Annotated in this window: 10 protein-coding genes and 1 pseudogene; 9 read left to right on the plus strand and 2 right to left on the minus strand. The window is 70.1% G+C overall.

Annotation, left to right across the window (positions count from 1 at the left end; genetic code table 11):
• The first annotated feature begins 44 nt into the window (after positions 1-44).
• The 3 genes from REH65_RS18190 to REH65_RS18200 all read left to right on the plus strand — a co-directional run bounded on the left by REH65_RS18190 (position 45) and on the right by REH65_RS18200 (position 4,071).
• Positions 45-572 (plus strand): MarR family winged helix-turn-helix transcriptional regulator, encoded by a 528-nt coding sequence (locus REH65_RS18190; RefSeq protein WP_281458581.1) that lies wholly within the window; start codon positions 45-47, stop codon positions 570-572.
• On the plus strand, positions 569-3,085 hold the full coding sequence (locus REH65_RS18195) for an MFS transporter (protein WP_406688429.1): 2,517 nt from the start codon (positions 569-571) through the stop codon (positions 3,083-3,085). Before REH65_RS18190 ends, REH65_RS18195 begins: the two co-directional genes overlap by 4 nt.
• Positions 3,086-3,204: 119 nt before the next feature.
• Positions 3,205-4,071 carry a YceI family protein gene (locus REH65_RS18200; RefSeq protein WP_406688430.1) on the plus strand — a complete coding sequence of 289 codons (867 nt, stop codon included), beginning with the start codon at positions 3,205-3,207 and terminating at the stop codon, positions 4,069-4,071.
• Between the two features lie 153 nt (positions 4,072-4,224).
• Here REH65_RS18200 and REH65_RS18205 read toward each other — a convergent pair whose 3' ends face one another.
• On the minus strand, positions 4,225-5,820 hold the full coding sequence (locus REH65_RS18205; protein ID WP_406688431.1) for an alanine/glycine:cation symporter family protein: 1,596 nt from the start codon (positions 5,818-5,820) through the stop codon (positions 4,225-4,227).
• 245 nt (positions 5,821-6,065) lie between these two features.
• Here REH65_RS18205 and clpB point away from each other — a divergent pair, with 245 nt between their 5' ends.
• Positions 6,066-8,651: an ATP-dependent chaperone ClpB gene (gene clpB / locus REH65_RS18210; protein WP_281458584.1), complete on the plus strand. Its 2,586-nt coding sequence runs from the start codon at positions 6,066-6,068 to the stop codon at positions 8,649-8,651.
• 232 nt (positions 8,652-8,883) lie between these two features.
• On the opposite strand, the gene REH65_RS18215 is transcribed toward clpB, so the two are convergent.
• Positions 8,884-10,089 (minus strand): MFS transporter, encoded by a 1,206-nt coding sequence (locus REH65_RS18215; protein WP_406688432.1) that lies wholly within the window; start codon positions 10,087-10,089, stop codon positions 8,884-8,886.
• Between the two features lie 88 nt (positions 10,090-10,177).
• Between REH65_RS18215 and REH65_RS18220 the strand changes: the two genes are divergently transcribed.
• The 5 genes and pseudogenes from REH65_RS18220 to REH65_RS18240 all read left to right on the plus strand — a co-directional run bounded on the left by REH65_RS18220 (position 10,178) and on the right by REH65_RS18240 (position 13,863).
• Positions 10,178-10,801 carry a TetR/AcrR family transcriptional regulator gene (locus REH65_RS18220; protein ID WP_406688433.1) on the plus strand — a complete coding sequence of 208 codons (624 nt, stop codon included), beginning with the start codon at positions 10,178-10,180 and terminating at the stop codon, positions 10,799-10,801.
• Between the two features lie 151 nt (positions 10,802-10,952).
• The gene (locus REH65_RS18225) at positions 10,953-11,675 is read left to right on the plus strand and encodes a hypothetical protein (RefSeq protein WP_406688434.1); all 723 of its coding nucleotides are present in this window, start codon (positions 10,953-10,955) and stop codon (positions 11,673-11,675) included.
• A 211-nt stretch (positions 11,676-11,886) separates the two neighbouring features.
• Positions 11,887-12,661: pseudogene (locus REH65_RS18230) on the plus strand (SDR family NAD(P)-dependent oxidoreductase).
• Positions 12,662-12,679: 18 nt separating this feature from the next.
• Positions 12,680-13,222: an orotate phosphoribosyltransferase gene (gene pyrE / locus REH65_RS18235; protein WP_281458588.1), complete on the plus strand. Its 543-nt coding sequence runs from the start codon at positions 12,680-12,682 to the stop codon at positions 13,220-13,222.
• Positions 13,219-13,863 carry a TrmH family RNA methyltransferase gene (locus REH65_RS18240; protein WP_406688435.1) on the plus strand — a complete coding sequence of 215 codons (645 nt, stop codon included), beginning with the start codon at positions 13,219-13,221 and terminating at the stop codon, positions 13,861-13,863. Before pyrE ends, REH65_RS18240 begins: the two co-directional genes overlap by 4 nt.
• Positions 13,864-13,940: the final 77 nt, after the last annotated feature.

Below are 13,940 nucleotides of genomic sequence, written 5' to 3' on the forward strand. Positions count from 1 at the left end.
AGTGGTCGTATTGTTGCCTTTAGCAACTAAAAGGATGGGCTCACATGGGACCAACACCCGAGACCTGTGGTGAGCTGCTCCGCCCACTCCGCGCCTTGATGGGCCTCAAGCAGGTCGCGCTGCAACGGGGATTGCAGCTCTCCGACCAGGTTCCCTACGCGGCGGCCGGACTGCTCACCGAGCTCGTGCACCGCGGCGAAAGCCGGGTCTCCGACCTCGCCCACCACCGCATCGTCGATGCGTCCGTGGTGAGCCGTCAGGTGAACCAGCTCGAACAGGCCGAACTGATCACGCGCCGCCCCGACCCCGCCGACCGGCGGGTGTCGCTGCTCCGCGCCACCGCCGACGGTGAGCAGGTCGTCACCGACCTCGAACGCAAGAAGCAGGAGTGGATCAGCGAGGCGCTGGTCGACTGGGACGACGGCAAGGTCCGCGAGCTGGCCCGGTTGCTCGGCGACGCGATGTCCGACATCCGCCGCCACACGATCGACGACGGTCATGCGCCCGACCACGGGCACACGATTGACCAGGGGGACCTCTCGGCCCCCCGGATGAGGGAAGGAACTCGATGACCAGCTCGACGGAGACGGCGCCCAAGGTGTCGACTCAACCGAGCGCGCCGCACGAGTCGGCTCAGGAACCGGCGATGTCGCACCGCCAGATCCTGGAGGCCCTGTCCGGCCTGATGTTGGCGCTGTTGGTCGCCATCCTCAGCTCGACCATCGTGTCGAACGCGCTGCCGAGGATCATCGCCGACCTGCACGGAACCCAGGGCCAGTACACCTGGGTCGTCACGGCGATGCTGCTGACCTCCACCGCCTCCACCCCGCTGTGGGGCAAGCTCTCCGACCTGTTCAGCAAGAAGCTGCTGTACCAGATCGCCATCACCATCTTCACCGTCGGCTCCGTGGCCGGTGGTTTCGCGCAGTCGATGGAGACCCTGATCGGGTTCCGCGCACTGCAGGGCATCGGCATGGGCGGTCTGCAGGCGCTGATCCAGGTCGTGATCGCGGCGATGGTCTCGCCGCGCGAACGCGGCCGCTACAGCGGATACATCGGCGCCACCTTCGCGGTGGCCACCGTCAGCGGCCCGCTGGTCGGCGGCGTCATCGTCGACACCCCGTGGCTGGGCTGGCGCTGGTGCTTCTGGGTCACCGTGCCGATCGCGGTCATCGCCTTCATCGTGCTCGGCCGGGTGCTCAAGCTGCCGGTCGTCAAGCGCGAGGTCAAGATCGACTGGTTCGGCGCGCTGTTCCTGGTCGGCGGTGTCTCGCTGCTGCTGATCTGGGTCTCGCTGGCCGGCAAGAACTTCGACTGGCTCTCGCCCGAGACGGGCTACTTCGTCGGTGGCGGCGTCCTCGCGCTGATCATCGCCGTGATCATCGAGGCCAACCACAGCGAACCGATCGTGCCGCTGCGGATGTTCCGCAACCCCACGGTCACGCTCGCCACCATCGGCACCGTCGCGGTCGGCACCGCGATGTTCGGCGGCGCGGTGTTCCTCGGCCAGTACTTCCAGATCGCGCGCAGCTTCAGCCCGACCATCGCGGGCCTGATGACGCTGCCGATGGTCGGCGGGCTGTTCATCTCCTCCACCGTCAGCGGCCAGATCATCTCCCGGGTCACCGGCAAGACCAAACCGTTCCTGATCATCGGCTCGATCGTGATGATGGTTGCGATGGGGCTACTGAGCACCGTCGATCACGAAACGAACCTGGTGCTCATGGGGGTCTACCTCTTCCTGATGGGAAGCGGAGTGGGCATGCTCATGCAGAACCTGGTGCTGGCCGTGCAGAACGCCACCAGCGCCAAGGACATGGGCTCGACGACCTCCGTCGTCACCTTCTTCCGCACCCTGGGAGGTTCGGCTGGCGTGTCGGTGCTCGGTGCGGTGCTGGCCACCCGCGTGCAGGACTACATCGTGGAAGGCCTGGCGAAGATCCCCGGCGCGGCCCAGGCCGCGGCCGCAGGCGGCGGCACCGGATCGCTGGACGTGGGACACCTGCCCGGGCCGATCCAGACCATCGTCCGCGCGGCCTACGGGGATGCCATCGGCGACATCTTCCTCATCTCGGCCTGCATCTCCGTGGTCACCTTCATCGCGGTGCTGTTTATCCGCGAGAAGCCGTTGCGGACGACGATCGAGAGCAACGAGGAAAGGGAGACGGCTTCAGTGTCGGCACACGACGAGGGCCTCGACAGCGGCAGGACCAACGGTGCGCAGGTGAACTCCGAGCGCTCCAACCCGTGGACCGAGCCGTCGATCCCGTCCTTCGCCTCCAACGGCGCGGCGCTGACCGGCCGGTTCGCCGAGGGCCACGAGCTCCAGCGGCGTTCCGTGCACGGCGTCGTCCACGACTCCATCGGCACCCCGGTCTCCGGCGTCGTCCTGACGCTGACCGACGCCAACGGGCGCCAGGTGGAGCGGACCCGCACCGACAACGACGGGCGGTTCCACTTCGACGTCGACAACGACGGCACCTTCGTGCTGATCGCCTCCGGCGGCAGCTACCAGCCGACCGCCTCGATGGTCGTGGTCTCCGACCGACCGGTGCGGCACGACGTGCAGCTGCTCGGCGCCGGTGAGCTCAGCGGTCTGGTGCACGTCGGCGGCGTCGGCGTCCCGGGCGCGATGGTGGTGCTCACCGACGTGCGCGGCGAGGTCGTGGCCACCAACGCCACCGACGGCGACGGCGAGTACGGCTTCTCCGACCTGGTCGGGGGCTCGTACGCGCTGACCGTCACCGCGGACGGCTACCGCCCGGTCGCGCACCCGATCGTGGTCACCGACGGGGAGCGGGTGCGGCTCGACGTCGCCCTGCAGACCGGGGCGCAGCTGCACGGCGTGATCCGCTCGGCCAACCTCGGCGTGCCGGTGCCCGACGCGCGGGTGACGCTGCTCGACGCCTCGGGCGCGGTGGTCGCCGCGGGCACCACCGACATCGACGGCAACTACCACTTCACCGACCTGCCCGACGGTGAGTACACGGTCATCGCCAGCGGGTACCCGCCGGTGGCCAGCTCGCTGCGGCTGACGGGCCAGGAGTCGTCGCACGACGTCGACTTGGGCTACCCGGAAGCCTGACGGTCGCGCTCGCACCACCCGCAGGTCACGGTCGCGCTGCGGCGGGCGGGTTCGGCTGGACCCCGGGCCCGCCCGCACAGCAGGATCATGATCGAGCTCTTCAAAGGAGTGTTTTCACCATGGATCTCGGCCAACCGCAGGCCGCGTCGGGCAACGGTCAGACCGGTTCCGCTCCCGGTTCCGGAGCGGTGACCGCGTCGGTGCTCGGCAGCGACGGCTGGCCGGTGCCGGAGGCGGTGCTGACCCTCATCGACTCCGGCGGCGCGCAGGTCGCCCGGGCTCAGGGCGACGGCAAGGGCTCGGTGCTCGCCTCCGGCCTCGCCGCCGGCGCCTACACCGCGATCATCACCGCGATCGGCCACGAGCCGGTCGCCCGCACCACCCTCGTGCACGAGGGCGCCACCGCCAACCTCGGCGGTGTTGAGGTCCGCCGCATCGGCGGTGCCGACCTGCCGGCCCCCGGGCTGTGGCGGATCGACCCCGTGCACTCCTCCATCCAGGTCACCGCCAAGCACCTGGGCCTGAGCAGCATCCACGGCCGGTTCAACGAGTTCTCCGGCGAGGTGCGCATCGGCGCCCCGATCGAGCAGTCGCTGGTGGAGGCCCGGATCAACGCCCGCACCATCGACACCGGCAACACGATGCGCGACGACCACCTGCGCACCGAGGACTTCCTCAACGTCGACCGGTTCCCGGAGATCGCGTTCCGCTCCACCGGGCTGCGCCCGCGCGGCGGCGACAAGTGGGACCTGCAGGGCGAGCTCACCATGCTCGGCGTGACCAAGCCCGTCCTGCTCGACACGCGCTTCGACGGCGTCGGACCCGACCAGTGGGGCGGCACCCGCGCCTCGGCCTCGGCGGTCGCGCAGCTGCGCCGCGACGACTTCGCGGTGCGCTTCAGCCAGTCGCTGGCCTCCGGCATCGCCGCGGTCGGCATGACCCTGCGCGTCCAGATCGACATCCAGGCGGTGCTGGAAGACGGGTAGACCAGGAGCGGTCCGCTGTGGCTGGCTCGACCGCTCCGCCGAAGAAGAAGCCGTGCGCACGTCGGGGGTGCGCACGGCTTCTTCGCGTTTCGCGGGGCCGGATTACGGCCGTTCTCGGTGACCCGAATACGGCCGTAATCCGTCACCTCGTCGTCAGGCGTCGGCCTTCTTCTTGTCGATCTTGCGGATCTCGCCGGAGCGGATCTTGGCCTTGTACTCGGCCAGCTCCTTCTTGACCACCGGGATCATGATGTACAGGCCGATGATGTTGAACAGGGCCAGCAGGAACAGCACCGCGTCGGTGAAGTCCATGACGCTGCTCAGGCTCAGCACCGAACCGACGATCACGAACAGGCAGAACACCAGGTTGTAGATGTTGCGGCTCACCGAGGTGTTGCCGAACAGGAACAGCCACGCCCGCTGGCCGTAGTAGCCCCAGGTGATGATCGTGGAGACGGCGAAGAGCACGACCGCCACGGTCAGCACGTACGGGAACCAGGGCAGGACCTCGGCGAACGCCTGCGAGGTGACGGTGACGCCGTCCGGCTCCTCACCGCCTGCCAGGACCGCCTTCTGGCCCTCGATCCACAGCTGCGGCTGCGCGATGACGATGGTCAGCGCGGTCATGGTGCAGATGATGACCGTGTCGATGAACGGCTCCAGCAGCGCCACCAGGCCCTCGGTGGCGGGGTACTGGGTGCGGACCGCGGAGTGCGCGATCGGCGCCGATCCCAGACCGGCCTCGTTGGAGAACGCGGCGCGCTGGAAGCCGACGATGAGCACGCCGATGAGACCGCCGAAACCGGCCTCCGGGGTGAACGCGCCCTTGACGATGGCGACGGCCGCGTCCGGCACGGCGGTGATGTTGACGCCGATGACCGTCAGCGACGCCACGATGTAGATGATCGCCATCGCCGGGACGAGCTTGCTGGTCACCGCGCCGATGGACTTGATGCCGCCGACGACCACCGAACCGACGATGATCGCCAGGACGATGCCGAAGATCAGCGCGGCACCGTCCGAGCCGAGCAGGCCCTCGTCACCACCGGTGACGTCGCGCAGCTGCGCGAAGGTCTGGTTGGCCTGGAACATGTTGCCGCCGCCGACTCCGAACAGCAGGATCATGATCGCGGCCAGCACGGCCAGCGTCTTGCCCAGGCCGCGTCCGAAGGCGTTCGGGATGCGCTCGGCGATGCCCTTGCGCAGGTAGTGCATCGGGCCGCCGTGCACGTTGCCGTTGGCGTCGATCTCGCGGTACTTCACGCCCAGCGTGCACTCGACGAACTTGGTGGCCATGCCGAGCAGGCCGCACAGGATCATCCAGAAGGTGGCGCCCGCGCCGCCGACCGTCACCGCGACGCCGACACCGGCGATGTTGCCGAGGCCGACTGTTCCGGACAGCGCCGAGGCGAGCGCTTGGAAGTGGTTGATCTCGCCCGGTTCGTCGGAGCTGGTGTACTTGCCGCGCACCAGGTCGGTGGCGAGCTTGAAGTTCCGGATCTGCACGAAGCCGAAGACCAGGGTGAACACCGTCGCGGCGATCACGAGCCAGGCCACGATCCACGGGAAGGTCACGCCGAAGACGGTGATCTCACCGAACACGAACCCGGAGAAGCCCTCCGAGATCGGCGTGAAGACGTTGTTGATGGTGTCCTCGATGCCGGCGAGTGGACCGGCGTCGGCCGCCAGGACGAGTTCGCCGTCCGGCGGCTCGGTCGCCAAGGAGGCGGTCGCCAAGGTGTAGGTCATGGCGCACTAGCAAAGCGGGCGAAAACCCCGAACACAAGCACTGTGCGTAACAATCTGCAGAAGGTTGGTCCGATTGGTCAGACCTATTGTTTACGCGCTGTGAAAAGAGAAAATTAGTGTGAAACTGGACTTGAGCGGAACACGCTCAACCTTTGTTACGTTGGAAGTGTGAAGTCCGGTCGCCGACAACCGGGATGACCAGGAACGAACCGGCACGCAGCACGAATCCGGCACGAGGTGAGGGAATGGACGCGTTCAACCCGACGACGAAGACCCAGCAGGCGATCTCCTCCGCGGTGCAGGCCGCCACCGTGGCGGGCAACCCGGACGTCGGACCCGCGCACCTGCTCGGCGCCCTGCTCGCCCAGGGGGACGGGCTGACCGCGCCGCTGCTCACCGCCGTCGGCGCCGAGGTCGCCGACGTGCGCCGCGAACTCGAATCCCTGATGAACTCGCTGCCCGCCGCCACCGGCAGCACCGTCGGAGCGCCGCAGCTCTCCGGTGCCGCGGTCAAGGCCCTCACCAGCGCGCAGCGGCTGGCCACCGAGATGGGCGACGAGTACGTCTCCACCGAACACCTGCTGGTCGGCCTGGCCGCCGAGGGCGGCCGCGTCGCCGACCTGCTGCGCAGGCACGGCGGCACCCCCGACGCGCTGCGCGAGGCATTCGGCAAGGTGCGCGGCTCCGCGCGCGTGACCAGCCCCGATCCCGAGGGCACCTACCAGGCGCTGGAGAAGTACGGCCAGGACCTCACCGAGCGCGCGAGGGCGGGCGAGCTCGACCCGGTCATCGGCCGCGACGCCGAGATCCGCCGCGTCGTGCAGGTGCTGTCCCGGCGGACCAAGAACAACCCGGTGCTCATCGGCGAGCCCGGCGTCGGCAAGACCGCCATCGTCGAGGGACTCGCCCAGCGCATCATCGCCGGCGACGTGCCCGAATCGCTGCGCGGCAAGCGGGTCGTCGCGCTCGACCTCGGCTCGATGGTCGCGGGCGCCAAGTACCGCGGCGAGTTCGAGGAGCGGCTCAAGGCCGTGCTCAAGGAGATCACCGACTCCGCGGGTCAGGTGATCACCTTCATCGACGAGCTGCACACCATCGTCGGCGCCGGGGCCGCCGGCGAGGGGGCGATGGACGCGGGCAACATGATCAAGCCGATGCTGGCGCGCGGCGAGCTGCGCATGGTCGGCGCGACCACGCTCGACGAGTACCGCGAGCACATCGAGACCGATGCCGCGCTGGAACGCCGCTTCCAGCAGGTGCTGGTCGGCGAGCCGAGCACGGAGGACGCGGTGGCGATCCTGCGCGGCCTCAAGGAGCGCTACGAGGTCCACCACGGCGTGCGCATCACCGACGGCGCGCTGGTGGCCGCCGCGACGCTGTCCGACCGCTACATCACCGCCCGGTTCCTGCCGGACAAGGCGATCGACCTGGTCGACGAGGCCGCGTCCCGGCTCCGCATGGAGATCGACTCGCGGCCGGTGGAGATCGACGAGGTCGAGCGCGCCGTGCGGCGGCTGGAGATCGAGGAGATGGCGCTGGCCAAGGAGTCCGACCCGGCCTCCGTCGAGCGGCTCGCCGCGCTGCGCGCCGAGCTCGCCGACAAGCGCGAGAAGCTCTCCGAGCTCACCGCGCGCTGGCAGCAGGAGAAGGAGTCCATCGACAAGGTCCGCGACCTCAAGACCCAGCTGGAGCAGGTGCGCGGCGAGTCCGAGCGGGCCGAGCGCGACGGCGACCTCGGCAAGGCCGCCGAGCTCCGCTACGGCCGGATCCCCGCGCTGGAGAAGGAGCTGGAGGCGGCCACCCAGGCGCAGAGCGAGCGCAAGGCGATGCTGCAGGAGGAGGTCACCGCCGACGACGTCGCCGGGGTGGTCAGCGCCTGGACCGGCATCCCCGCCGGACGCCTGATGGAGGGCGAGACCGCCAAGCTGCTGCGCATGGAGGAGGCGCTGGGCGCCCAGGTCGTCGGCCAGGAGGAGGCGGTGCGCGCGGTCTCCGACGCCGTCCGGCGCACCCGCGCCGGCGTGGCCGACCCGGACCGGCCGACCGGCTCGTTCCTGTTCCTCGGGCCGACCGGTGTCGGCAAGACCGAGCTGGCCAAGGCGCTGGCCGGGTTCCTGTTCGACGACGAGCGGTCGATGATCCGCATCGACATGAGCGAGTACTCCGAGAAGCACTCGGTGGCCCGGCTCGTCGGCGCCCCGCCCGGCTACGTCGGCCACGACCAGGGCGGGCAGCTCACCGAGTCGGTGCGGCGGCGGCCCTACTCGGTGGTGCTGTTCGACGAGGTCGAGAAGGCCCACTCGGACGTCTTCGACGTGCTGCTGCAGGTCCTCGACGACGGGCGGCTCACCGACGGTCAGGGGCGCACGGTCGACTTCCGCAACACCATCCTGGTGCTGACCTCCAACCTGGGTTCGCAGGCCATCGCCGACCCCACGCTCGACGAGCGGGGCCGGGACGAGGCCGTGATGTCGGTGGTGCGCGGGCACTTCAAGCCCGAGTTCCTCAACCGGCTCGACGACGTCGTGGTGTTCCACCAGCTCAGCACCGAGGAGCTCACGTCCATCGTGGACATCCAGGTGGACCGGCTGGCCAAGCGCCTCGCGCAGCGGCGGCTCACCCTCGACGTGCAGCCCGCTGCCCGGGACTGGTTGGCGCTCAACGGTTTCGACCCGGTCTACGGCGCCCGCCCGCTCCGCCGCCTGGTCCAGTCGGCCATCGGCGACCAGCTGGCCCGCAAGCTGCTGGCGGGCGACATCCGCGAGGGCGACAAGGTCCGCATCGACGTCACCGACGACAACGAGTCCCTCACCGTGGCCCCGCAGAACTGACCGACCACAGCGAAACCCCGTTCCCCGAACGGGGTTTCGTCCCCCGCACCCGAAGGGGTCCGTCGCGACGCGAAGTTCTCATGAAAACTTCCCCGCCACCCACCCACGTGAGTCCCCCCGAGAAAATCACCCATTCCCAGGTCACGGGTTCCTGAAGGGGAGTTGGTCGCGTGTGTTGGGGGGAAGTTTTCATGAAAACTTCCCCACCCAACGGTCGGGTGGGGGAGTTCGTTCAGCGTCGGGCGGTGGAGAGGGCTGCGGTGGCGGCGAAGACGGCCGCTGCCGCGGTGAAGGCGAGGGTGGCCGTGCGCAGGTCGGTGAGGGTGCTGAGGTAGCCGAGGGCGACGCTCGGGACCGTGGCCGAGAGGTAGGCGACGACGTAGATCATCGCCGCGGTGCCCGCGCGCTGGTGCGGGGCGGCGAGCCCGGTGAGCATCCGGAACGCGCCCATGAACATCAGGCCCCACCCCACCCCGAGCACCGCCGCGGCCAGGAAGAACACCACCGGGGAGGCGTCGAGCTCGGCCGCCGCGACCCCGGTCAGGGCCGCGATCATCAGCACCGCGCCGACGCGCACCGCGCGGGTCGCCGCCCAGCGGGACAGCACCAGCTGCGTGAGCCCGCCGAGCCCGGCGAGCACCGCCACCGGCAGGCCGCTGATCAGGCTCGGGTAGCTGTGCACCATGCCCTTGACCACCGACGGGGCCAGCGACATGAACATGCCGCCGACGGTCCACGAGGCCAGCACCATCGTCGACATCAGCGCGAACCGGCCGCCCTGCCCGGCGGGCACGATCGGCCGCCGGGGCCGCAGCGCCTCGCGCAGCGGGCTGAGCTGCGCGACCGGTTCGGGCATCGCCAGCACGACCGGGATCGCGACCGCGAAACCGGCCGCCAGCAGCAGGAAGGTGGTCAGCGTCGGGCCGGGCAGGAACTGCACCAGCACGCCCGCCAGCAGCGAACCGCCCGCCATGCCCAGCGCTGCGGCGACCCCGTTGACCAGCGAACCCCGATTGGATCCGGGCCGCTGGAAGTCCAGCAGCGCACCGCTGATCGCGCTGGTGGCGGCACCGGTGGCCAGGCCCTGCAGGACGCGGCCCGCGAACAGCCAGCCGACTCCGGGCGCCAGCGCCAGCACCAGCACGGCCGCGATCTCCAGCACCAGCGCTCCCACGAGCACCGGACGCCGTCCGATGTGGTCTGACAGCGATCCGCACAGCAGCAGCGCCAGCAGGATCGCCACCGAGTAGGAGGCGAACACCTCGGTCAGCACGGTGTTGGTGAAGCCCCATCGCTGCTGGTAGAGCGAGTACATCGGGGACGGGGCCGTGGAGGCCATCAGGAACAGGGCGTAGATGCCGCCGATGAACCAGAACGAGCCGGAGCGCGACAGGCCCCGTGCGGGCTGGACGCGGGGCCGGACCAGTTCGGTGGTCATGCGCTTCCTCTTCGAGTCGGTGGGCGGGTCCGGTGCACGACAACCTCTGAGCGGAACGGACCATTCCGCGCGGGCGTAGGCTGTGCGCATGACCACAGCAGCGACGGCCGAGCACGACGACGCGGTGATCCGCGCCGCGCGGGAGGTCTTCGCCGAGCAGGGCATGTCGGCCCCGATGGCGGAGGTGGCCAAGCGCGCCGGTGTCGGCGTGGCCAGCATCTACCGCCGGTACCCGAGCAAGGCCGAGCTCGTCGAGCAGGTCCGCATCGCCGGGTTCCGGCTGGTCATCGCCGAGGCGCAGGCGGCGCGCGCCGAGGAGTCCGACCCGTGGCGGGCGTTGAGCCGCTTCATGCACCGCTGCCTGCGCGAGGGCTCCGGCATCGGCACGGTGCTGCCGCCGCTGGAGAAGCACCACGCGTTCTCGGCGGAGTTCCGCATCCTGCAGCAGCAGGTGGCGGAGGTGATCGAGGCGCTCGTCGAGGATGCCAAGCTGGCGGGCGAGCTGCGCGCCGACATCGACTGGACCGACGTCCTGCTGCTGTTCAAGCACCTCAACCCGACGCTGCCGACCGGCGAGCACCGCCGCGCCGAGCTCCGGGCCCGCTACCTCGGCCTGGTCCTGGAGGGCATGCGCTCGGAGGGCTCGGCCCTGCGCGGCCCGGCCCCCGACACGGCCGAGTGGCGCGCCCTCTGCGACAACGTCGAACCCTGAGGGGTCGAAGCCTGAGGGGTCGAGGCCTGACCCGCCCGACAGGCCCGGCGTTCCGGCGTTTTCGCACGTCAAGATCAGTCGATCGAGGGGTTCGGATTCGGATGCCCAGGTGATCTTCGAGATCCGCGATGTTCGGACTACCCTGCCCCGTGTGGGCATACCTGCGTGGCTCTGGTTCCTCGTCGCCGTCGTCGCGATCGTCGCCGGCGTCGCGCTGCTGATCTCCGACCGATCGCAGCGCACCTCCAACAACCGGGAGCGGCGCCGCTGGGCGGCGCTGCGGGGTTGGCAGTTCGCCGAAGCGGACCGCGTCCTGCCGACGCGGTGGGAGCGCGGCGTGCTCGCGCAGTACGGCGCGACGACCGCGGTCGACGTGGTGGCGGGCTCGACCTTCACCGCCGACGGCCGCCGCCAGGTCTACGTGCTGGACCTGGAGGCCGGGGGCAAGAACGTCGTCGTGCTGGTCGGCATCCGCTGCCGCCGCACCGCCCCGGCCACCATCGAGCTGTGGCTGCCGGACGTGCCGGTGCCGCAGGACTCGGGTCTGGACCTGCTGGGCCCGGTCGGCTCGCGCTACGCCTTCGTCACCGAGGTCGCCGCGGCTCGCCCGCTGGTGACCGAGGACCTGGTGGACGCCACCGAGGAGATCGGCCAGGACGTCACCGTGGTGTGGCTGGAGAACGACTGGGTGCTGGCCGCCATGCACCCGGCCGACGCCGACCCGGCTCGCCTGGAACGGCTGCTCCGCGACCTCGGCGACCTCGCCGACCTGGTCGACCCGTTCGACAGCGACCCCAACACGACCAAGGACCCCAACAGCACCGAGGACGCCGAAGAAGCAGAGGTCGAGGAGCCCTCGGAGCACCTCCAGTAGGTCGACGAGCGGCGTGGCCGCTCTCTCTTCCACCACCTGAGCGACTGGCACCGTCGAGGTGGTTCTCCTGTGAGGACGCGTCGGCGTGGTGCATTGGCATACCTGAGTCGGCGCGCCCGGAGCAGGAGGACCGGCTCAGGTTCCGCTACCGGCACCGCTGAGCGGGGTGACCACAACACCCTCAGCTTTCCGAGACCGGTAGGTTCGGGATATGCCTACCGCACTCGTCACCGGTGCCACCGCGGGCATCGGCCGCGCTTACGCTCGCCGGCTGGCCGCCGAAGGTCACGACATGGTCCTGGTCGCGCGCGACACGGCTCGGCTGGAGGAGCTCGCCGACCGGTTGCAGACGCGGCACAACGTGCGGGTCGAGGTGCTCACCGCCGACCTGGCCGACGCCGCGCAGCGGGCCGAGGTCGCCGCGCGCGTCGGCGACGCGGCCAAGCCGGTCGACGTGCTGGTCAACAACGCCGGGTTCGGCACCGGCGGCGCCTTCTGGGACCTGCCCGCCGACGTGCTGCGCGAGCAGCTCGACGTCAACGTCGCGGCGGTCCTGGAGCTCACCCACGCCGCGGTCCGCGGGATGCGCGAGCGCGGGCGCGGCGACGTGGTCAACGTCGGCAGCGTCGCCGGTTTCTTCACCGTCTCCGGTTCCACCTACGCGGCCACCAAGGCCTACGTGATCGCCTTCTCCGAGGGCCTGGCGACCTCGCTGGCGGGCACCGGCGTGCGGGTCATGGCGCTGTGCCCCGGCTTCACCCAGACCGAGTTCCACGAGCGCGCGGGCCTGGAGATGAGCAGGCTGCGCGCGCGCGTTCTGGCTGCAGGCCGACCAGGTCGTGCACGAGTCGCTGGCGGACCTGCGCGCGGGCAAGGCGGTGTCCATCCCGGGCGCCCAGTACAAGGCGCTGGTCGCGGTCGGGCGGCTCATCCCGAAGAAGCTGCAGCGCATGGTGGTCACCCGAACCGTTCCCGGCCGGACCTGAGAACTATCCTCAGACCTCGTGGTGAACGAGAAGCAGCGCTCCGAACTGGCCCGTCTGGTCACCGACCTCGCGGTGGTGCACGGCAAGGTCACGTTGTCCTCCGGCAAGGAGGCCGACTACTACGTGGACCTGCGCCGGGCGACCCTGCAGCACCAGGCGGCTCCGCTGATCGGGAGTCTGCTCCGGCAGATCACCGCTGACTGGGACTACACCGCCGTCGGCGGTCTCACCCTGGGCGCGGACCCGGTCGCGGCGGCCATGATGCACGCCGACGGTCCCGCGCTGGACAGCTTCGTGGTGCGCAAGTCCGCCAAGGCCCACGGCATGCAGCGGCAGATCGAGGGCCCGGACGTCGTCGGCAAGCGGGTACTCGCGGTGGAGGACACCTCCACGACCGGCGGCAGCGTGCTCACCGCTGTCGAGGCGCTGCGCCAGGTCGGGGCCGAGGTCGTCGGCGTGGCCACCGTGGTCGACCGGGACACCGGCGCGCGGGAGGCCATCGAGGAAGCGGGCCTGCCCTACCGCACGCTGCTGGGGCTGGCCGACCTCGGGCTGGCGTGAGCGAGGACGTCGGGCCCACCGAGTGGGGCACCAGCGTCGGCGTCGGCCCGTGGGAGGGCCCGTGGCCCGAGGACGAGCGCTACGACCCCGAGCTGCTGGAGCACGGTGACCGGCGCAACGTCGTCGATCACTACCGGTACTGGCGGCGGGAGGCGATCGTCGCCGACCTGGACCTGCGGCGGCACGACTTCCACGTGGCCATCGAGAACTTCCAGCACGACCACAACATCGGCACGGTGGTGCGCACGGCGAACGCGTTCCTGGCGCGCGGCGTGCACGTCGTGGGTCGTCGCCGCTGGAACCGGCGCGGCGCGATGGTCACCGACCGCTACCAGCACGTTCACCACCACCCGGACGTGGGCTCGTTGACCGCGTGGGCGCGGGTCGAGGGCCTGGCGGTGGTGGCGGTGGACAACACGCCGGGAGCGGTTCCGGTGGAGCGCGCGGAGCTGCCGCGCCGCTGCGTCCTGCTCTTCGGCCAGGAGGGCCCGGGGTTGCACGAGGAGTCCCGCCGCGAGGCGGACCTGGTGGTCTCCATCGCGCAGTTCGGCTCCACCCGGTCCATCAACGCCGGCGTCGCCGCGGGCATCGTCATGCACACCTGGGTCCAGCAGCACGCCGACCTCATGCGGGCGTGGTGAGGCAGGGGACGGTTTTAGCCATAATTGTCCGGGCAAAACGGACATTGATCATGGGTGATTATGGCTAAAACCGTCCC

The organism is Saccharopolyspora sp. ID03-671, assembly GCF_045278815.1.
Lineage (GTDB): Bacteria > Actinomycetota > Actinomycetes > Mycobacteriales > Pseudonocardiaceae > Saccharopolyspora > Saccharopolyspora ipomoeae.